Raw genomic sequence first — 19,714 nt, 5'->3', positions numbered from 1 at the left:
CTAATCCTCCTTTAATACATATTCTTCAATAGCCCAAGCCACTGCATCCTCATCATTGGTCATAGGTGTCACCACATTGGCTGCTTCTTTGACGCTGGCTACTGCATTCTGCATAGCCACTCCCAAACCAGCCCACTCAATCATAGACAGATCGTTGGCTTCATCACCACAGGCCATGGCCTGACTTCTCTCAATGCCTAAATGGGCAATCAGTTTCTCCAAGCCATTGGCCTTATGGACATTTTTAGGGGACCACTCCAGCAACATTTCTCTAGATTTGAAAATCTCATAGCGCTCAAATAATTCCGGTGAGATTTGCTCAATAGCGGCATCCAGTGGTTCTTGAGCATAAGCGGTGACACATTTATTATAAGTCTGCTGGCTGGACAAATCACTAAAATCAATAGACTCAAAAATTAGAGCAGGATTGAACTGAGCATAAAGCGAATCTTGATCTGATTGAATCTGATAGACAAGCCCTTCGCAGATAGCATCGAGCGGTATGTGGAGCTTATCCGTCTCCTCGTAAATCCGAGCCACATCATCATAAGAAAAGACTGTTTTATCAAGAATTTCTCCAGTATTGCGCTGAACAAGACCACCATTAAAAGTAATGGTGTACTCATCCTCTCGACCGTCTGTTCCTAGCTCATGCAGGAAAAAGTCCATGGCTTTGAGGGGGCGACCCGTAGTCAGAACTACTTTAACTCCCTTGGCCTGAGCTGCTTTTAAAGCCGCTAAATTGCGGTCAGAAATCTTCTTGTCTGAAGTCAGGAGAGTTCCATCCAAGTCCAGAGCAATCAGTTTTATATCTGCCATTACAATCCCTCCATGTAAGTGATAACCGACTGAGCATCATGGTGGCCGATGACTTCCTTGGCGACTTCTAAAATCTCAGGGCGAGCATTTTCAGTCGCGATCGGATAGCCAGCCACCTGCATCATGTGCATATCGTTGAGATTATCGCCAAAAACCATAACCTGAGAAAGATCTATGTCTAGCTTCTTGGCCAGCTCGACAATGGCAACCCCCTTATCCACATGGTCCAGAACGATGTCAATGGACTTGTAGCCAGTTGTCATGGCCTTGACTCCATCGATATTCTCATTGACCCAAGCTTCACCAGCTGCGACTTGGTCCTCAGCAAAATTGGTCGTAAACTTGAAAATTTCATCGTCGATATCAGCCAGGCTAGCTACTTTTTGAATATTTTCATTATAATGAGCACTGAAAGAAAGATAGGTCGGATCCACAGTCTCCAAGACATAGCAGGCACGTTTGCCCGTCAAAAGCAGCTCGTTGACATTGACATAGGGAGATTCCTGCAGCTTGTCAAAAACATTGAGATAAAAATTCCGAGGCATGGTTGCTTCATAGAGATCCTCGCCGTGAAATTCCACTAAACTACCGTTTTCAGCAATAAAAATAATCTCATTGCGTACTTCCTCAAACAGCTTTTCCAGCGACAAGAGACCCCGTCCGCTGGCTACGGCAAAGTACATATCTTTTTCTTTGAAGCGAGCCAAAACTTGCTTGAGGCGGTCCATATCAAACTGACCTTTACTGTCCAAAAAGGTGCCATCCATATCCGTTGCTACTAATTTTATACTCATTTTACATACTTTCTAAATCTTTTAACTTGACCGAGACAATCTTGGAAACCCCAGATTCCTGCATGGTAACTCCGTAAATAGAGTCTGCAGCTGACATGGTTCCCTTACGGTGAGTGACCACGATGAATTGGCTGTCCTTGTCAAATCGATTGAGATAATCCCCAAAGCGTTTAACATTCGCTTCGTCCAGCGCTGCTTCGACCTCGTCCAAGATGACAAAAGGAATGGTCTTAACGCGGATGATAGAGAAGAGTAGAGCCAAAGCTGACAAGGCCTTCTCGCCACCGCTCATCAGATTAAGCGACTGGATTTTCTTTCCCGGTGGCTGCACGGAGATTTCTACACCAGCTGTCAGCAAGTCTCCCTCCGTCAATATCAGGTCTGCCGAACCACCGCCAAACATCTGACGGAAAGTCACTTTGAAGCTTTCACGAATGGCTTCAAAGGTTGATTTAAAACGTTCCTTGACTTCGTCATTCATCTCTTCAATCGTCTCTAAGAGCAGATTTTTGGCTGATAGGACATCGTCTCGCTGCTCATTGAGGAAGTTCAAACGGTTGCTGACTTCTTCAAACTGCTCAACTGCTTCCAGATTGACTGGACCTAAAGCTCGAATGGCTTTTTCCAGATCCTTAACTTGGCTTTCAGCAGCTGGTAAACTTTCTAAAGGCCGAGCCTGGCTGCTTGCTTCATCAAAGCTCATCTGATAGTCATCTGTCAGATTGCTTGCCAGACGGCGCATGACATCCATGAGCTTATCCTTTTCTGCCTCTGCTTTAGCCTGCCGGCGAATCAATTCTTCATTTTGATGGCGGGCTTGCTCCAAACGACTGGCAATATCGTCAGACTGACCTTCTAGATCTTCAAGCTCAAATTTCAGACGAATCAGTCTTTGATCCAGCTCAATCTTTTCTTGCTTGGCGGTCTCTAATTGCTCTTCCAGAATCGTAATATCCACCTTTTGCAAGCTGGACTGCTCCTTTTGCTCCATCAAAAGTTCCAAGGTCGACTGCTCTTTTGCAAGGCTGGCTTTTTCCTCGGACAGACGTTCCAAGTCATTCTTTTCAAAGCGTTGATTGGAGGTCAGCTCTGTCCGCTGGAGCTTGAGTTCTGCTAGGCGAGAGGAAAGCTTGTCGAAACGAGCTTGAACAGCATCTTTGTTCGACTTAACCTGCTCTATTTCTGCTGTGATATCCGTTTTTTCTTGCTCAATCTCAGTCAAGCGGGTCTGCAGTCGGTCTTTCTCTTCTGAAATATCCAAAGCAGATTGATCAGCCAACTCCTGTTCTTGTAGATTTTTCAGACTTGTGAGCTCTTCTACGCGCTTGGCTAACTGTTCATAGGCTAGATTAGCCTTTTGCTCAGCCAAGCGAGCCTGCTCACCATCTGTCTTGATTTGTTCCAATACCTGCTTGGCCTGACTTAGCTGGTTTTGCAGAATTTGCACTGCTTCTTCCTGCTCTTTCAAGCTGAAATTTTTCTGCTTAATCTCTTCAAGCAAAGCATCTAGCTCCGGCTTGATAAAGATAGTATTGTTGTTGCGGTTGGCACCACCAGCATAAGATCCGCCAGTCCGAAGCTCTGTTCCATCCAAAGTCACCATGCGAACCTGATAGCGCACTTGGCGAGCTGCTGCTCTGGCATGCTCCACTGTATCAAAAATAGCAGTCGTTCCCAGCAGATTTTGAAAAATGCTGTCTAACGATGACTTATAGCTGACCAAGGAAGAAGCCAGTCCCAGAAAACCAACACTTTTTTCAATCGTAGCCCGGTTATGGTCAGGCAGCTGACGCGGCTTGATGGTTGTTAAAGGCAGGAAGGTTGCCCGGCCAGCCCGATTTTTCTTCAGAAATTCGATAGCCCGAGTCGCAGCTGCCTCATCTTCCACGATGATATTCTGACTGCTGGCTCCCAACGCAATTTCCAGCGCTGTCTGATAGTGAGGATCGAAGCTGAGTTTTTCGCTGACTGCTCCAACAATGCCACCCAGTCGGCCAGCTTCCTGCAGCACACTCTTGACCCCAGCATAGAAATTGCTGTGATTTTTGAGAATGGCTTCCAAACTATTAGAACGTGCCTGCTTGTTTTTGAGGTCGTCCAAAAGCTCAAACATCTTAGTCTGCTGATGCTTATAATCAGCCTCTAGCTTCTCTACTAACTGGATCTGACTTTGGTAGTCTACTAGTAGATTCTTGAGGGCTTGGCGAGCAATTTCCAACTCCTCCAAACCAGCTTGCTCCTGCGCCTGACTAGCCTTCAAATCAGCCTGCAGCTTAGCATAGTCTGCCTTCTTGCTCTCAGCTAGTTTAAGCTCGCTAGCCAGCTGGCTCTCCAGAGAAGTCAAGTCATTAGAAAGATTTGCCTCTTCCTGCATGAGCTTGACATACTGCTCACGCAGATGTTCAATCAGCTGGTCTGGATCATCTGAGAAGTCTGCTAATTCTGCTTCCAAAGCAGAGATAGACTGCTCATTGTCACTCAGTTTGGCAGCTATTTGGCTCAATTCAGCCTGCTTGTCCTCTATGTTGCTTTCTATCTGAGCCAGTTTTTCTGACAAAGTGGCCAAACGCTCTTCATTTTCCCGGCGGCTCGTCGCTGCCTGGCTGGACTCCAACTTAGAAAGGTCAATCTGCCGCTCCAAATCACTGATTAAGCGGGTCAATTCCAGCAAACTAGCTTGATCATCAGACAAAGTTTGATTGAGCTCATGGCGCTTGGCCTTCAAGGTTTGGTTTTCAACTTCCAGCTCATCGCGCTTGCTGTAGTAGGCTGCCAGCTCCTGCTGGATATTCCTTAAATCTTCTTCAGCCTGAGTCAACTTTTCCTTGTTAGCTGTCAGCTGAGCGACCAAAACATCCAAGTAAAGCTCTCGGCGCTGGCCATCCAGACTCAAGAAGCGCTTAGCAGTTTCAGCCTGCTTCTCCAAGGGCTTAACCTGGCTCTCCAGCTCGTAGATAATGTCTTCCAGTCGATCCAGATTATCCTGAGTTTGACTAAGCTTGCTTTCCGTTTCCTTACGACGTGTCTTATACTTAAGCACTCCAGCAGCTTCTTCAAAGATTGCCCGACGTTCCTCTGGCTTGCTGTTGAAGATTTCCTCAACCTTCCCTTGGGAAATGATGGAGAAGGAATCTCGTCCCAGTCCAGTATCCATGAAGAGATCATGGACATCGCGCAGACGGACTTTTTTGCCGTCAATCTTATACTCACTGTCACCGCTGCGGTAAATGTGACGCTCCACCCGAATCTCATTGGCAGCATCCTTGATAAATTGGTCGCTGTTGTCCAGAACCACTACCACTGATGCGTAATTAAGGGGCTTGCGGGTTTCTGTTCCCGCAAAAATCACATCGGGCATCTTGCCGCCCCGCAGACTTTTCACACTGGACTCTCCCAAGGCCCAGCGCAGGCTCTCCGTAATATTGGACTTGCCGGAACCGTTTGGCCCAACAACCGCAGTCACTCCCTGATCAAAGACAACTTTAGTCTTATCAGCAAATGACTTGAAGCCCTGAATTTCAATTTCCTTTAAAAACATGAAGAACTTTCCTTTTCAAATGCGTTTTTAGCAGCTTCCTGCTCGGCCAGCTTTTTAGAACGCCCCTGGCCTTGACCGGACTTGCGGCCATTGATAAGAACAGCCACCTCGAAATTTTTGGCATGAGCCGGCCCTGTCTCGGAGACGACCTGATAGGTAATTTCCACATCACCATTAATCTGCAGCAACTCCTGCAGCTTGGTCTTATAGTCCGTCACCCGCTCAAAATCTCCCGCTTCCACCTTAGGAATCATGACTTGATAGAGAAAGCTTTTGACTGCTTCCACACCCTTATCTAAGAGCAAGGCACCTAAAAAGGCCTCAAACAAATCTCCTAAAATCGTATCACGATTCCGGCCGCCAGACTTCTCCTCTCCGCGTCCCAGCTTGATAAATTGATCAAACTGACAATCACGGGCAAAGCCTGCCAGGCTCTCCTCCCGAACAATCATGGAGCGCAGCTTGGACAAGTCGCCCTCTGGTCTCTTAGGATACTTGGTATAAAGATACTCCGAAATAATCAGTTGCAGAACAGCGTCTCCTAAAAATTCCAAGCGTTCATTGTGTGAAATTTTTAAGAGGCGGTGCTCATTGGCATAGCTCGTATGGGTAAAAGCTGTTTCCAACAAGGTCTCATCAGAGAAAACCAAGTCAAACTGCTCCAGCAATGCTTTTTTCAAATTTTCCATTACTATTTTACATCATGCTGACTTCAGTCAGATAAGCAGCATGATACCTTTTCCTTTCCAAAGATATACAGTCTCTATTATAACAAAAAACAGGCGCAAACGCACCTGCTGACAGTGATTTCTATTCCTTATCCGGAATTACTTTAAACAAATAATAGGTGATAAAAATGGTCAGACCCAACAGACCAATCTTGACCCAAATAATAGGCGCTAGAAAAATGGAAATGCCCATCAAGATATAGATGGAAACGATGATCTTTTTCTTACGCTCCTTGGCAATCGTTCCTGTCTCTCGAAAATCTGCCACATAGGTCTGATACATCTTTGTATGATAGAGCCAATTCTCAAAACGCTTTGAACTGCGCGAAAAGCAGGCAATGGACAATAGAAGAAATGGTGTCGTAGGCAGGAGAGGCAGAAAAATCCCCAAAACTCCTAACCCTAAAGATAAGAGACCTACCACAAAGTAAATTGGTCGCATACAAGCTCCTTTGCAAAATAAAACCGTTACTTTTTAAATATATAATGGATACCGCACTAGAGCAAGAAAACCAAACCTTTCGGTCTGGCGTTTAAATACTCGTCAAAGGCGTTGCGGTATCAGGCGAGGTATCATAGACTTGGAAGTCGTGACCGACTGCCATATCAGCTTGAGCCAGTTGATTGACCATGGTCATGTGAGCCAATTCCTTGATATTATTTTCTTTACTGAGATGTCCCAGATATATTCGCTTGGTGCGATTGCCCAGAGTCCGAATCATGGTCTCTGCTCCGTCCTCGTTGGACAAGTGGCCCATATCCGACAGAATCCGCTGCTTAAGACTCCAAGGATAGGCACCACTGCGAAGAATTTCAATATCATGGTTGCTCTCAATCAGATAGCCGTCGGCATTTTCGATAATCCCAGCCATCCGGTCACTGACATAGCCCGTATCCGTCAGCATGACAAAGCTTTTGTCATCTTTCATGAAGCGGTAAAACTGTGGACAGACTGCGTCATGACTGACACCAAAGCTCTCCACATCCAAGTCTCCAAAGGTCTTGGTCTTGCCCAATTCAAAGATATGCTTTTGACTAACATCCAGCTTGCCCAAGTCCTTTTCCATAGCCTTCCAAGTAGCCTCATTAGCATAAATATCCAGATGATACTTGCGGGCCAACACTCCAACGCCATGAATGTGGTCCTTGTGCTCATGAGTCACTAAAATAGCATCCAAATCCTCAGGCTTGCGGCCAATTTCGCCCAGCAAGCTCGTAATTTTCTTGCCTGATAAGCCAGCGTCAACCAGAATCCGCTTTTGGTCTGTTTCCAGATAGAAACAATTACCGCTTGATCCTGACGCCAGAATACTGTATTGAAATCCTTTAGTCATGTTTACTTTCTATATATCTTCATTATCCCAGTCGTCATCCCGGACGCCATCATTCTCATAAGGCAAGACAATGGTAAAGGTCGAGCCCACACCATACTCACTCTTAGCCCAGATAAAGCCCTGATGCTGCTTGATAATTTCCTTGGCAATAGCCAGCCCCAGACCCGTTCCGCCCTGTGCGCGGCTGCGTGCCTTGTCCACTCGATAAAAGCGATCAAAAATCTTAGGCAAGTCCTGCTTGGGAATTCCTAGTCCCTCGTCTGCAATAGAGAGAATCAACTGCTCATCCGTTGTCTTGATGGAAACAGTAATGGTTCCACCATCCGGCGAATACTTGATGGCATTGTTCATGATATTATCAATGACCTGGGTCAGCTTATCTGTATCAATCTCTACCCAGATCGGTGTTATAGGATAATCACGGATAATCTCATATTTCTTAGTTTCGTCTTGATTTTTTATCTTGTCAAAGCGATTGAGGATAAAGGTAATAAAGGCCGTGAAGTTCGTCAACTCCACTTCCAGATGGCTGGTCTCATTATCAATACGGGACAGACTAAGCAAGTCCGTCACCATCCGCATCATGCGGTTGGTTTCATTGAGCGATACCTTGACAAAGTCCGGTGCTACTGGCTCAGACAAAGCTCCCTCATCCAGGGCTTCCAGATAGGACTTAACACTGGTCAGCGGAGTCCGCAACTCATGGCTGACGTTGGAGACAAAGAGGCGACGCTCCCGCTCTTCCTTATCCTGCTCTGTCGTATCATGCAAGACAGCTACCAAACCAGAAATAAAGCCCGACTCCCGCCTTACCAAGGCAAAGCGAACCCGCAAACTCAAGTACTCACCATTTTCATCCTGAGAATCAATCGTCAGCTCAGGAACATTGGTAATCAGGTCCCGCAAATCATACTCGTCTGAAATCGAAAGCAGATCCAAAATACTCATATTTTGGACCTCATCTCTCTTAACTCCCAACTGCTTGGTTGCCATATCGTTGATAGTGATAATCTGCCCCCGGCGGTTAGTCGCAAGCACGCCATCTGTCATATAGGACAGGATACTGGAAAGGCGTTTTGTTTCTTGCTCAAGGTTTTCATGTGTCAGTCGAATGACCTCTGAAAGATCATTGATACTGTTGGTCATATCTGTGATTTCTGGACTCCCTTGCATGTCCAGCACTTCAGAATAGTCACCTGCAATCAAATCTTTAACCTTTTGATTAAGCTGTACAAGCTTTTGATTATCCCGGCGATTTTCCAATAAAAGCAAGGCAACAACTACAATGAAGCCGATAATAATGATTGCAAAGACAAAATCCGCAGAAATCACAAATTGTTTAATTGCTTCAATCATTATTTCTCATATAATAGCCAACTCCGCGGCGAGTCAAGATATACTCAGGTCGGCTTGGCGTATCTTCAATCTTTTCACGCAGGCGGCGAATGGTCACATCCACTGTACGGACATCGCCAAAATAGTCATAGCCCCATACTGTTTCCAGCAAGTGCTCACGTGTCATCACCTGACCGATATGTGTCGCCAAATGGTGAAGAAGTTCAAACTCGCGGTGAGTCAACTCCAGCTCCTTGCCATGCTTCTTAGCAACAAAAGCATCTGGCAAAATCTGCAGTTCCCCAATGGTCAGCTCGTTCGGGCCACTTTCTTCTACTTGGTTTTCCACAACAAGGTCTGCCCGACGAAGAAGTGCCTTGACACGCGCCTGCAGCTCACGATTTGAGAAAGGCTTAGTCACATAGTCATCTGCACCGATTTCAAGGCCGATAACCTTGTCAAACTCACTGTCCTTAGCAGACAATACAATAATCGGAACATTGCTGGTCTTACGAATAGTCCGAGCCACTTCCAATCCATCCACTTCTGGCAGCATCAAGTCCAAAATCAAGATATCTGGCTGTTCTGCTTCAAACATTTCCAAGGCTTCCTTACCATCAAAAGCAGTCAAAACCTCATAGCCTTCCTTGGCCATATTAAACTTAATAATATCTGAGATTGGCTTCTCATCATCTACAACTAATATTTTCTTCATATGTTCACCTTAACATAAGATTGGGATTGAATCAACTCCATGATAGAAAAGTTGTGACATAGTCAGCTAAGTCGTCCTGCATCAACACGTGCAAAAGGCAATCTAGTTTGCCTAGCTAGACTCCCAATCCAATTTTATTTATTTATCTAGTCTTATTATACCAAAGTTTTCTTAAAAAACACTAATTCAAGCCATTTTTATTCCACATTTGTAGAAAATGGACAATTCTCATCTAAAAAATTTTTTTCCTAAATGGAAATACTCATTTTTATTCAATTTGACAGTTTATTTATTCTATGGTAAAATCTATGTCATATTATCTAACACAAAGGAGAAAGATATGGCTTTAGTTGAATTTAAAAATGTCGAAAAGTATTACGGAGACTACCATGCTCTGCGCAATATCAATCTCAGTTTTGAAAAAGGGCAAGTAGTTGTACTGCTGGGACCATCCGGCTCAGGAAAATCTACTCTTATCCGTACAATCAACGCTTTAGAAGACATTGACCAGGGAAGCTTAATTGTCAATGGCCACGAGGTCACGAACACTGCTGCCAAAGATTTGGTCAACTTACGCAAAGAAGTCGGAATGGTCTTTCAACATTTTAATCTTTACCCCCACAAAACGGTGTTAGAAAATGTTACCTTGGCGCCTATTAAAGTTCTAGGAATGGATAAACAAGAAGCTAACAAAATCGCTCAAAAATATCTAGAATTTGTCAACATGTGGGACAAGAAAGACTCTTACCCAGGCATGTTATCCGGTGGACAAAAGCAAAGGATTGCCATTGCCCGCGGTTTAGCCATGCATCCTGAGCTCCTGCTCTTTGATGAACCGACTTCTGCCCTTGACCCTGAGACAATCGGGGATGTTCTGGCTGTTATGCAAAAACTAGCCAAAGACGGCATGAATATGATTGTGGTCACACACGAGATGGGATTTGCCCGTGAGGTAGCTGACCGCATTATCTTCATGGCAGACGGCGAGGTGCTAGTAGATACTACTGATGTTGATGCTTTCTTTGACAATCCTACCGAACCTCGTGCTAAGCAGTTTCTCAGTAAAATTATCAACCATGAGAGTGATAATGTGCTTTCTTAAAAAGGAGAAGACCTATGAAACTACAAAAAATACTCATTATCCTACTCTTACTCCTTCTGACTCTTGGCTTAATCAATGCCGCTCCCGCACAAGCCGATTCCAGTACCAGCCAACAGGTCAAGGCCATCCAGAAACGCGGAGTCCTCAATGTCGGTGTCAAGCAGGATGTACCTAACTTTGGTTACCTCAATCCTGATAGCAATACTTACAGCGGCTTAGAAATCGATATTGCAAAGAAGATTGCTAAGGAACTAGGCGTCAAAATCAACTACGTCCCAGTTACTGCACAAACCCGCGGACCACTTCTGGACAACGGACAAGTTGACATGGTCATTGCGACCTTTACCATCACAGATGAGCGTAAGGAAATCTATAATTTCACAACCCCTTACTACACTGATGCTTCTGGTTTTCTAGTTAATAAATCCAGCAAAATTACAGACGTTAAGGACTTGAATAATAAGACTATCGGCGTCGTCCAGGGCTCTATTACTCAAACCTTACTGGAAGAAATCGCCCAAGAGAAAAAACTCAACTTCAAATATGTGGAGTTAGGCTCTTACCCTGAACTTGCTGTTTCCTTGCGAGCTCACCGTATTGATGCCATTTCTGTTGACAAGTCTATCCTGACTGGCTATGTAAGCTCCAAGTCAAACATTCTGGATTACAGCTTCAAAAAAGCCGATTATGGTGTAGTAACAAAAAAATCCAATACTCAATTGAATGACTATGTAGATAGCCTAATTTCTAAATGGAAGGAAGACGGCAGTCTGCAGAAACTTTATGACAAATATAATTTAAAACCATCTGCTTCAACAGATGATTAGAAAGGAGACCCTATGAGTTTTAGTATTTCTTCTTGGCAGGCCTACTTTGCGGACTTTGGCAAGTTTTTCCAAGGATTCCTCTTTACCTTAGCTATTTCTATCGGTGCCCTGACCTTGGCTCTTCTACTAGGGATTTTCTTTGGAGCTATCAGCACAGGTAAGCATAAAGTTCTACGTGGTCTAGCTCGTGTTTTTGTTGAGTTTTATCAGAACACACCACTCTTAGTGCAATTTGTAATTGTCTTTTACGGTCTTCCGCTAGTCAGCAATTACACCATCATGCCCTCAATCTATTGGACTGCGGTTCTCTGTGTGGGACTGTACCACGGTGCTTATATCGCCGAAGTTATCCGATCAGGTATCCAGTCCATTCCTCGCGGGCAGACAGAAGCTGCACTATCTCAGGGCTTTACCTATGTCGAAACCATGCGATACATCATCCTGCCTCAAGCTTTTCGGATTATCCTGCCACCGCTAATCAATCAGGTCGTCAATCTGATAAAAAATACATCTACCGTCGCTATTATCTCTGGTATGGATCTGATGTTCGTGACCAAGTCCTGGTCTGCTCTGAACTCCAACTACATCCCAGCCTTTGCCGGAGCTGCTCTGCTCTACTTCCTCCTTTGCTTCCCAATCGCTAGCTGGGGACGTAAGGTAGAGGAAGCCAATAAACAAGCTTACAGCATCTAAGGAGGTCTCTATGGAAAATATTTTAAAAGTCTTAACCGCAAACAACCTCCTCTTTATCCTTAAGGGACTCTGGCTGACACTGCAAATTTCTTTCATTTCCATTGTTCTATCAACGGTTTTTGGAACCATTCTAGCAGTCATGAGAAACGGAAAAAATAAACTGCTCAAGCTGATTGCCAGCATTTATATCGAATTTGTCCGTAATGTACCCAATCTGCTCTGGATTTTCACCATCTTTTTAGTCTTTCAGATTAAGTCAACACCAGCCGGTATCATCAGCTTCACTGTCTTTACTTCTGCTGCTTTGGCAGAAATTATCCGGGGCGGTCTCAATGCCATTGACCCAGGACAGACTGAAGCTGGCTTATCTCAAGGATTTACTCAGTTTCAGATTCTGCGTTACATCATCCTACCTCAGGCTATTCGGAAAATGCTGCCAGCCATCATTTCTCAGTTTGTCACAGTGATTAAGGATACCAGCCTGCTCTATTCTGTTATTGCGCTCCAAGAACTCTTTGGTTCTGCTCAAATTCTAATGGGGCGCTATTTTGAAGCTGAACAGGTCTTCGCGCTCTACCTACTAGTAGCAGCCATCTATTTCCTGATTAACTTCGCCATTTCCAGCTTCTCGCGCAAGCTATCCCAACGCTGGGCTCAAGCTGCAGAATAAGTAGCTCAGATACAGACCTACTGTGCAAAAGTTGAGTTTACCAACTCAACTTTTTTATTTTTAACATTTGTGGTAGAATAATATCAAAGGATAGACAAGGAGAACGATATGAAAAAACTGACATTGCTTTTCACCACTTTCTTAACACTAATCTTTCTCAGCGCTTGTGGTCATTACGCTAGCTTTCAAGGAAAATGGAAGGCTCAGAAAGCAAATGGAGAGGACATTGACATTGTCTTCAATGACAAGACCGGCAAGCTAGGCGATAAAGAATTTCACTATAAGATAGATAAGTCAGGCTATCAAGATAACACCAAATATTACAGTATCACTGTCAGCGACACCTATCACTACACCATCCTTTTCCCAGATGATGATATGAAAATAGCTACTCTTCTAGAACCTGATGACCCGTCTAGTGACCCTCTCTATGGGGAAATGCTCTATGCCATGAACCGAAATGAGTATCCTGATTTTGATGATTATGTGGATAAATACTTGAATTAAAACTAGAAAGACCACTGATGTAGTCAGCGGCCTTTTTATTATTCTTTTTTAAATAGTTTGTCAGCTAGAAAAACAGCATTTAGTACTCTAGGAAATCCAACGTAAGGGATGCACTGCAAAAAGCATTCTATAATCTTTTCGGGGGTTAAGCCAACATTTAAAGCCGCTTGAATATGTACTTCCAGCTGTGCTTCACAACCTCCCTGTGTCAAAAGGCTAGCAAGAGTGACGATCTCTCGCTCCTGTAGATTCAGTCCCTCACGACTATAGATATCGCCAAAAGCAAATTCTACAATGTAGTCTCCTAGATCGGGAGCTATTTCTTTCAGAGAGGAAATGACCTTCTCACCGCCCTCACCATCAATCTGATTGAGTCTTTCTAATCCACGTTCAAATCGCTTATTTTTCATTTGCATTTACCTCCTTAAACGATTACAATGTCATTATAAATCTTAGACCATACTCTAAGTCAAGAAATCAAAGGAGGTTTTTTATGAAAATCGGTCTATTTGCCCAAAAAGTGAATTTATCAACGCATACACTCCGATATTATGAGAAACGAGGATTGATTAAAGTTGATAGAGATCAAAGCGGTCAGCGTTCCTACGATGAGAACGATCTTGCCTGGGTTCAGTTTATTCAGCGTTTAAAAGATACGGGTATGCATTTGAAAGATATTCAGAGATATGCTGATTTGCGCTATCAGGGTGATGGCAGCCTGAAAGAACGCTTAGAAATGCTGCAGAAGCACCGCAGTTTTGTTCAAGAACAAATTAAAAATTGGCAAACATCACTAAAAAAATTAGATAATAAAATTGAATGGTATCAAGCAGAAATCAGGAATCTTCCTAAATAGTCTATAAACGAAACCCGAGCCAATTGCTCGGGTTTAATTGTTATCTAATGAGTTCTACTTTTCAAGGCGTGATTTGTTGGCAATGTCTGCTAAGATTTGCTCTACAAATTCGTCTACTGGTATTGTATGTGTTTCTTTTTGACCGTAGCGGCGGACATTAACAGTACCGTCTTCAACTTCCTTGTCACCAACGATGAGCTGATAAGGAATCTTGCTAGTTTGTGAGGCACGAATCTTGTACTGCATCTTTTCATTGCGCTCATCCACATCAGCACGAACCCCCTTGTCGCGCAGCTTTTTAGCCACTTGCCAAGCATAGTCAATATGGGCTTCGTTAGAAACTGGAATCAAAGTCACTTGATGCGGAGCCAGCCAGGTCGGAAAGGCACCCTTGTAATTTTCAATCAAGATGGCTGTGAAGCGCTCCATGGTTGAGATAACCCCACGGTGAATCATAACTGGGCGATGCTCTTCACCGTCAGCTCCGACATACTTGAGGTCAAAACGCTCTGGCAAGAGGAAGTCCAGCTGGATAGTTGACAGGGTTTCTTCATTTCCTAGGGCTGTTTTAACCTGGATATCAAGTTTAGGGCCGTAGAAGGCTGCTTCTCCTTCTGCCTCAAAGTAGTCCACGTCCATTTCGTCCAAGGCTGCTCGCAGCATGGTTTGGGCATTTTCCCACATCTCATCGTTATCAAAATACTTATGCGTATCCTGAGGATCACGAAGAGACAGACGGAAACGATATTCTGTCAAGTTGAAGTCAGCGTAAACGTCGATAATCAACTGCAGCGCACGCTGGAATTCTTCTTGAATCTGTTCTGGCGTTACAAACAAGTGGCCATCGTTCAAGGACATTTCACGCACCCGTTGCAAACCAGTCAGGGCACCAGATTTTTCATAGCGGTGCATCATGCCAATCTCAGCGATACGGATTGGCAGCTCGCGGTATGAGTGAACATGGTGTTTGTAGACTTGGATGTGGTGAGGGCAGTTCATGGGACGAAGAACAAACTCTTCTCCATCACCCATATCCATGGTTGGGAACATATCCTCTTGGTAGTGCTCCCAGTGGCCAGAAGTCTTATAAAGCTCCACAGAAGCCAAAGGTGGAGTGTAGACGTGTTGGTAGCCGGAAGCCAACTCTTTATCAACGATGTAGCGCTCTAACTCGCGACGGACCGTCGCACCATTTGGCAGCCAGAATGGCAAACCTTGCCCCACCTCTTGAGAAATCATGAAGAGATCCAGCTCCTTCCCTAACTTACGATGGTCACGTTCTTTAGCCTCTTCCCGCATTTGCAGATATTTCTTCAGGTCTTTCTTGTCAAACCAAGCAGTACCATAGACCCGCTGCATCATGGCATTGTCGCTGTTCCCGCGCCAGTATGCTCCAGCCACGTTCAAGAGATGGAAGATTTGAATCCGACCTGTGGATGGAACGTGAGGCCCACGGCAGAGATCCACATATTCACCCTGACGGTAGATGGTCAAACCACCCTCATCTTCTGAGTGCTCTTCAATCAATTCCAACTTGTAAGGATCGTTTTTGAAAATTTCACGCGCCTCATCCTTAGTCACTTCCTCACGGATGGATGGGAAATTTTCTTTGACGATTTTCTTCATTTCTTCTTCGATACGAGGCAGATCTTCGTTAGAGATTTGACCAGCTTCATTGTCCGTATCGTAGTAGAAACCATCCTGAATGGCAGGACCAACGCCCAAGTGAATATCTGGGAAAAGACGGCGAGCTGCTTGCGCAAAGAGGTGGGCTGCTGAGTGACGCAAGATGTCTAAAGCATCTTCGTGGTCAGGTGTCACGATTTCAATGGCACCATCTTCAGTGATGGCACGAGTCGTATCAATCAGTTTGCCGTTGAATTTACCAGCCAAAGCTTTTTTAGCTAGGGAATTGCTGATAGATTGAGCAATTTCAAAAGTAGTAACACCAGATTCGAATTCACGAACAGCGCCATCTGGGAAAGTAATCTTAATCATGTGTTTTCTCCTTTAATATTATATTGTTTCTGTTAAGCAATTTAAAGATTCGAGCAATCTCTTCCACAGTCTGCTTTTCTGACTGACTACCATCTGTTATGAGGCTAGGATAGCCTAATTTCATCGCTTCCTTACGAACCATTTGGGCAAAAAGAATGTCTCGCTGCATCCAGTTTTCAAAAGCTTGCTCAGGATTGGTTGTTCCCTCTAAGACATAAGGAACCCATTCTCTCTGTCTATAATGCTTTTTCTGAAAATCAGCTGTCGGAGTCAAGCATAGATAGGAAGACGCTGGCCATTCAAGCTCCTTTACCAAGTGAGGCAAAAGTCCTGCCCCCTCAACCAAGAGTGGTCTATCTTGATTTTTTATCAAGTAAGATTTTACATAAGGAAAAATCTCTTCATAAAAGCGCCATTCTTCATCTGCCATCTCTTCTGGATTTCTCATCCAGATTTGTTCCGGATTTCTGTCCTGTCTAAGAAGGCAAATCGGCTGTGAGTCTGCACTTGCTTGACTCATCATCTCGTCTACCAAATCATCCAGTTTGATATGAAGCAGCTGATACTGTCTAGCAAGAAGTGAAGCAATTGTTGACTTCCCACTACAAGGCGATCCGCCAATCATATAAAGCACCATTCTCCCTCCTTCTGACAAAAGAAAAACGACATCCATAAAAGGACGTCGCAACGTGGTTCCACCTTCATTTATGCAAGCCAAAAGACTTACACCTCGAATCGGCTCTAACGTAGCCACCGTTTTATGTTTGCATAAAAGCTAATAGAGTAGTCCCAACTGCATCCTCTACGCGATTTCCAGCTCCACGCGCTCTCTAAAAGATTTCCTGCAGGTGATATGTCTCTAGAAAACATTATAGCACGATTGGAGAAATTTGCAAGAGCTATTGACCATCAAAACCAGAAAAACGATTGAGAGCCTCTTGACTCAAGATAGCTGCTTGACGTTTTTTACGGTGTTGCTCTGCCAAAAGCATTCCTCCCAAAGAAAGGAATAACAAGACATGAATATCCCTAGCATTATAAAGCGTGGAAGTGATTGGATTATAAATCTTGTCTCCTGAGTAAAAAAGTCCGTCAAAAAAGTTTTTGAATAGGTAATAATACTGAACCCCTGGAATCAAAAGAAGAAAGGGCAGTGAAAAGCCTTGGATCCGAGTATTTATATAAACAATCACTGCGCCAATCAAAGGAAGCAGCAAAGCATAATAAAATAAATTAAGATTAGAAAGCCAGCTCAAATCGCTTCCCATACTTTCTGTATTGTCTATAAGATATCTCCAAAGCTCTTGCCAAATCCAATCTGAAGCAATGAAAATGCCATAGAACAAAAGCAACCACGGCAACTGTTTGAGATATTTTTTCATAAGATTTCTCCTCTATTTCTAAACAAAACCTTGCATAAATAGCTATTGCCACAATGATGCAAGGCATGCTTCTATTCTAATAATTTAGTAATATTCCTGATTTTTTTCACTTGCTTACTCGAAGCTTTGAGGATACGAACGGAGCCATTGATTGGAAGAGAAATGACTTTTCCAGGCAGATAGGCCACTGTCTTGGCCAGACGCTTGGCAGCACTTTCCTCTGGGCTGAGCTCGTTATGGAAGTCCTTGGAAATAGTCAAATCTAGATAAAACTCATAGACTCTGCGGCCAAAGTTCTCCGCTGAAATCTCGTAGAGCTTATTTGCTAGCTTCTGCTCATCCATATCAGGCGTCGCAATTATTGCCTCTAAAATAGCGCCTGATAAGTCTCGCTCTTGGTAATAAAGGGTTCCAAAAATCTTGTCGCTGATAACATTATCCAGATAAGGATTTCCATGGGCAATAATCGGTGTGCCGCTGGCTAAGCTTTCCAGATAAGTCAGACCTTGGGTCTCACTGGTTGAGGCAGAGATAAAGAAATCCGCAGCTTTGTAGTAAAGGGCCGTATCACTAGGAGCAATCATCCCCGTAAAGATGACAGCTTCTTCAATCTGAAGCTTAGCAACCAATTCTTTCAAGTCTTCCGCATAGGGGCCGTCGCCGACAATGACTAGCTTGACTTTGTCATTTTCTTCAAGGACGGCAGGCATCGCCTCAACGATAGCCTGGATATTCTTTTCATAAGAAATTCGCGACAGACTGAGCAGCATAATCTCATCTTCAGCCAATCCTAGCTTGAAACGGAGCTTCTTGATATCCTCACGTGAAATTTCCGGCCGCTCAAACTTCGCCAGCTCAATCCCTGTCGGAATCACCCGTTTTTCTGCTTCGATTTTATAATCAACCAAAAGGTCATAAACAATCTCGCTAGGGCAGATAACCCCATCCAAGTCACTCATGAAGCCACGGACGATGTACTTAACCATGCTAGGACGGATGACCATCCCCTTGGCAATATAGTGCACATAATCCTCATACTGGGTATGATAGGTATGTACTACCGGAATCCGCAGCTCTTTGGCAATCCAAATCCCCAGCAGCCCTAATGAAAACTCAGTCTGGGTATGGATAATATCCAGCTGGTACTGGCGGGCAATTTCTAAGGCATGAGAAAATCCTCGATAAGCCACTCTTCGATCCTTAAAGGCAAAGAAAGGTACGCTGGGAATCCGAATAATTTGCCAATCCTCATAACGATTGACATCCTTGTCCGTCGTTGTAAAAATAAATACCGTGTGACCTAATTTTTCCAGCTCCGTCTTCAAAGTCCGAATACTGGTAGCAACCCCAGAGACCTGAGGAAAATAGGTATCTGTAAAAAGACCAATACGCATCTTACATCTCCAAAACTGTTTGATAAGCCTTAACTAACTGATCTGCAACATCGTCAATAGAGCGACTTTTAGCCACCTGATAGCCTGCTTCGCACTTGTCCACCTTTTTATCCAAGATATTTCTCAGAGACTGGACAAACTCGTCTACGTTATGACAGAGCTCGGCTGAATGCTCATCTACCCAGCCATGATAGACCGGGATATCACGCAGCACAACATTCTGCTCACTGGCCAAGGCTTCCAGGACAACAATTCCTTCTGTTTCCTCATAGGACGGGAAAAAGAAGGCATCTGCTCCTGACATGGCTCCCTGGAAAACAGCTCCCTTAAAATAGCCAGGGAATTCGACATTATCAGGGTGGTCAAAGAGAACCAAACGGCGAATCTTGCGCGGAATCAACCAGAGATTAATAGAGCCCAGCCAGATAAAGCGTACATCAGGCATCCTGCGGGCAACCTCTACAAAATCCTCAATCCCCTTGCGGCGGAAATAAAGACCAGCACAAACGACCACCTTCTGCCCTTCTTCAATCTTAAAATACTTTTTAAAAACTTCTTCCTTGCGAGCATCTTTCTTATACTTAGGCAGGTCAATACCGTTTGACACAGCCACCATAGGCGTAGTGACCCCATAAGACTGGATCAGCTGCTTGGAATACTCCGAAGGTGTGATAATGAAATCCGCCTTTTTATACATGTGAGTCAGATATTTACCAAAAAGCGGAGCAAAGAGATTGGATCCAATAAAGGAATTTTCAAAGTCCTCCTTGGTCGAATGCCCATGCATAATCACTTTTTTATTGCCCCTCTTGGCAGCATGCAGAAGAAGCAAGCTACGGGGACCATAGGTATTGATGTGGACCACATCATAATCTCCTAAAACGTCCGTCGTATAAGGAATCCCAGCCAAATCCAAGGCGTGCATCTGGTGCTGGAGGGCTCGGCCGATTCCTGATTTCTCCAAAACGGACTTTCCTTCAAGGTACAGTAATACTTTCATACTTCCTATTATACCGAAAATC

20 protein-coding genes are annotated in these 19,714 nt (G+C 44.2%); 6 read left to right on the top strand and 14 right to left on the bottom strand.

Features of this window, described 5'->3' with window-relative positions; translation table 11 throughout:
* The 8 genes from MFP28_RS04045 to yycF form a co-directional block, all read right to left on the bottom strand.
* Entirely contained in the window at positions 1 to 819 is an 819-nt protein-coding gene (locus tag MFP28_RS04045; RefSeq protein ID WP_002906100.1) for a Cof-type HAD-IIB family hydrolase, read from the bottom strand.
* Positions 819 to 1,613 carry a Cof-type HAD-IIB family hydrolase gene (locus MFP28_RS04040; protein WP_002906098.1) on the bottom strand — a complete coding sequence of 265 codons (795 nt, stop codon included), beginning with the start codon at positions 1,611 to 1,613 and terminating at the stop codon, positions 819 to 821. Before MFP28_RS04040 ends, MFP28_RS04045 begins: the two co-directional genes overlap by 1 nt.
* Before the next feature lies 1 nt (position 1,614).
* A complete protein-coding gene (smc, locus tag MFP28_RS04035; protein WP_002906097.1) occupies positions 1,615 to 5,151 on the bottom strand; it encodes a chromosome segregation protein SMC in 3,537 nt (1,178 codons plus the stop codon).
* Entirely contained in the window at positions 5,142 to 5,840 is a 699-nt protein-coding gene (gene rnc, locus MFP28_RS04030) for a ribonuclease III (protein ID WP_002899941.1), read from the bottom strand. Before rnc ends, smc begins: the two co-directional genes overlap by 10 nt.
* 121 nt (positions 5,841 to 5,961) lie before the next feature.
* Complete coding sequence (locus MFP28_RS04025) at positions 5,962 to 6,321, bottom strand: YbaN family protein (protein WP_002906095.1); 360 nt, start codon at positions 6,319 to 6,321, stop codon at positions 5,962 to 5,964.
* Positions 6,322 to 6,412: 91 nt separating this feature from the next.
* Positions 6,413 to 7,213 carry an MBL fold metallo-hydrolase gene (locus MFP28_RS04020; RefSeq protein ID WP_002906094.1) on the bottom strand — a complete coding sequence of 267 codons (801 nt, stop codon included), beginning with the start codon at positions 7,211 to 7,213 and terminating at the stop codon, positions 6,413 to 6,415.
* 9 nt (positions 7,214 to 7,222) lie between these two features.
* On the bottom strand, positions 7,223 to 8,569 hold the full coding sequence (vicK, locus tag MFP28_RS04015) for a cell wall metabolism sensor histidine kinase VicK (RefSeq protein WP_002894938.1): 1,347 nt from the start codon (positions 8,567 to 8,569) through the stop codon (positions 7,223 to 7,225).
* A complete protein-coding gene (gene yycF, locus MFP28_RS04010) occupies positions 8,562 to 9,263 on the bottom strand; it encodes a response regulator YycF (RefSeq protein ID WP_002894937.1) in 702 nt (233 codons plus the stop codon). Before yycF ends, vicK begins: the two co-directional genes overlap by 8 nt.
* A gap of 340 nt (positions 9,264 to 9,603) precedes the next feature.
* On the opposite strand from yycF, the gene MFP28_RS04005 reads away from it, so the two are divergent.
* The 5 genes from MFP28_RS04005 to MFP28_RS03985 all read left to right on the top strand — a co-directional run bounded on the left by MFP28_RS04005 (position 9,604) and on the right by MFP28_RS03985 (position 13,062).
* On the top strand, positions 9,604 to 10,365 hold the full coding sequence (locus MFP28_RS04005; protein ID WP_032913415.1) for an amino acid ABC transporter ATP-binding protein: 762 nt from the start codon (positions 9,604 to 9,606) through the stop codon (positions 10,363 to 10,365).
* Between the two features lie 14 nt (positions 10,366 to 10,379).
* Complete coding sequence (locus tag MFP28_RS04000) at positions 10,380 to 11,192, top strand: transporter substrate-binding domain-containing protein (RefSeq protein WP_002906091.1); 813 nt, start codon at positions 10,380 to 10,382, stop codon at positions 11,190 to 11,192.
* 12 nt (positions 11,193 to 11,204) lie between these two features.
* Positions 11,205 to 11,885, top strand: coding sequence for an amino acid ABC transporter permease (locus MFP28_RS03995; protein ID WP_002906090.1), 681 nt, complete (start codon positions 11,205 to 11,207; stop codon positions 11,883 to 11,885).
* A gap of 10 nt (positions 11,886 to 11,895) precedes the next feature.
* Positions 11,896 to 12,555 carry an amino acid ABC transporter permease gene (locus MFP28_RS03990; RefSeq protein ID WP_002906089.1) on the top strand — a complete coding sequence of 220 codons (660 nt, stop codon included), beginning with the start codon at positions 11,896 to 11,898 and terminating at the stop codon, positions 12,553 to 12,555.
* A gap of 108 nt (positions 12,556 to 12,663) precedes the next feature.
* Positions 12,664 to 13,062: a hypothetical protein gene (locus MFP28_RS03985; RefSeq protein WP_002906088.1), complete on the top strand. Its 399-nt coding sequence runs from the start codon at positions 12,664 to 12,666 to the stop codon at positions 13,060 to 13,062.
* 38 nt (positions 13,063 to 13,100) lie between these two features.
* Here the strand turns inward: MFP28_RS03985 and MFP28_RS03980 are convergent, their stop codons facing one another.
* The gene (locus tag MFP28_RS03980; protein WP_002899930.1) at positions 13,101 to 13,478 is read right to left on the bottom strand and encodes a carboxymuconolactone decarboxylase family protein; all 378 of its coding nucleotides are present in this window, start codon (positions 13,476 to 13,478) and stop codon (positions 13,101 to 13,103) included.
* A 77-nt stretch (positions 13,479 to 13,555) separates the two neighbouring features.
* Between MFP28_RS03980 and MFP28_RS03975 the strand changes: the two genes are divergently transcribed.
* The gene (locus MFP28_RS03975) at positions 13,556 to 13,918 is read left to right on the top strand and encodes a MerR family transcriptional regulator (protein ID WP_002906087.1); all 363 of its coding nucleotides are present in this window, start codon (positions 13,556 to 13,558) and stop codon (positions 13,916 to 13,918) included.
* Between the two features lie 54 nt (positions 13,919 to 13,972).
* On the opposite strand, the gene thrS is transcribed toward MFP28_RS03975, so the two are convergent.
* The 5 genes from thrS to MFP28_RS03950 form a co-directional block, all read right to left on the bottom strand.
* A complete protein-coding gene (thrS, locus tag MFP28_RS03970; protein ID WP_002906086.1) occupies positions 13,973 to 15,916 on the bottom strand; it encodes a threonine--tRNA ligase in 1,944 nt (647 codons plus the stop codon).
* Positions 15,909 to 16,553 carry an ATPase AAA gene (locus MFP28_RS03965; protein ID WP_032915827.1) on the bottom strand — a complete coding sequence of 215 codons (645 nt, stop codon included), beginning with the start codon at positions 16,551 to 16,553 and terminating at the stop codon, positions 15,909 to 15,911. Before MFP28_RS03965 ends, thrS begins: the two co-directional genes overlap by 8 nt.
* Positions 16,554 to 16,815: 262 nt before the next feature.
* Positions 16,816 to 17,298, bottom strand: a complete 483-nt coding sequence (locus MFP28_RS03960; protein ID WP_002906084.1) for a hypothetical protein — start codon at positions 17,296 to 17,298, stop codon at positions 16,816 to 16,818.
* Positions 17,299 to 17,369: 71 nt separating this feature from the next.
* The gene (locus tag MFP28_RS03955) at positions 17,370 to 18,692 is read right to left on the bottom strand and encodes a glycosyltransferase family 4 protein (protein WP_002906083.1); all 1,323 of its coding nucleotides are present in this window, start codon (positions 18,690 to 18,692) and stop codon (positions 17,370 to 17,372) included.
* A gap of 1 nt (position 18,693) precedes the next feature.
* A complete protein-coding gene (locus MFP28_RS03950; RefSeq protein WP_032915825.1) occupies positions 18,694 to 19,692 on the bottom strand; it encodes a glycosyltransferase family 4 protein in 999 nt (332 codons plus the stop codon).
* Positions 19,693 to 19,714: the final 22 nt, after the last annotated feature.

Origin of the sequence: Streptococcus sanguinis, assembly GCF_050234405.1 — a bacterium.
GTDB classification, from domain to species: Bacteria; Bacillota; Bacilli; order Lactobacillales; family Streptococcaceae; genus Streptococcus; species Streptococcus sanguinis_W.
Note: the sequence above shows the minus strand (reverse complement) of the source record. Positions and strands in the feature narration are given on the sequence as shown.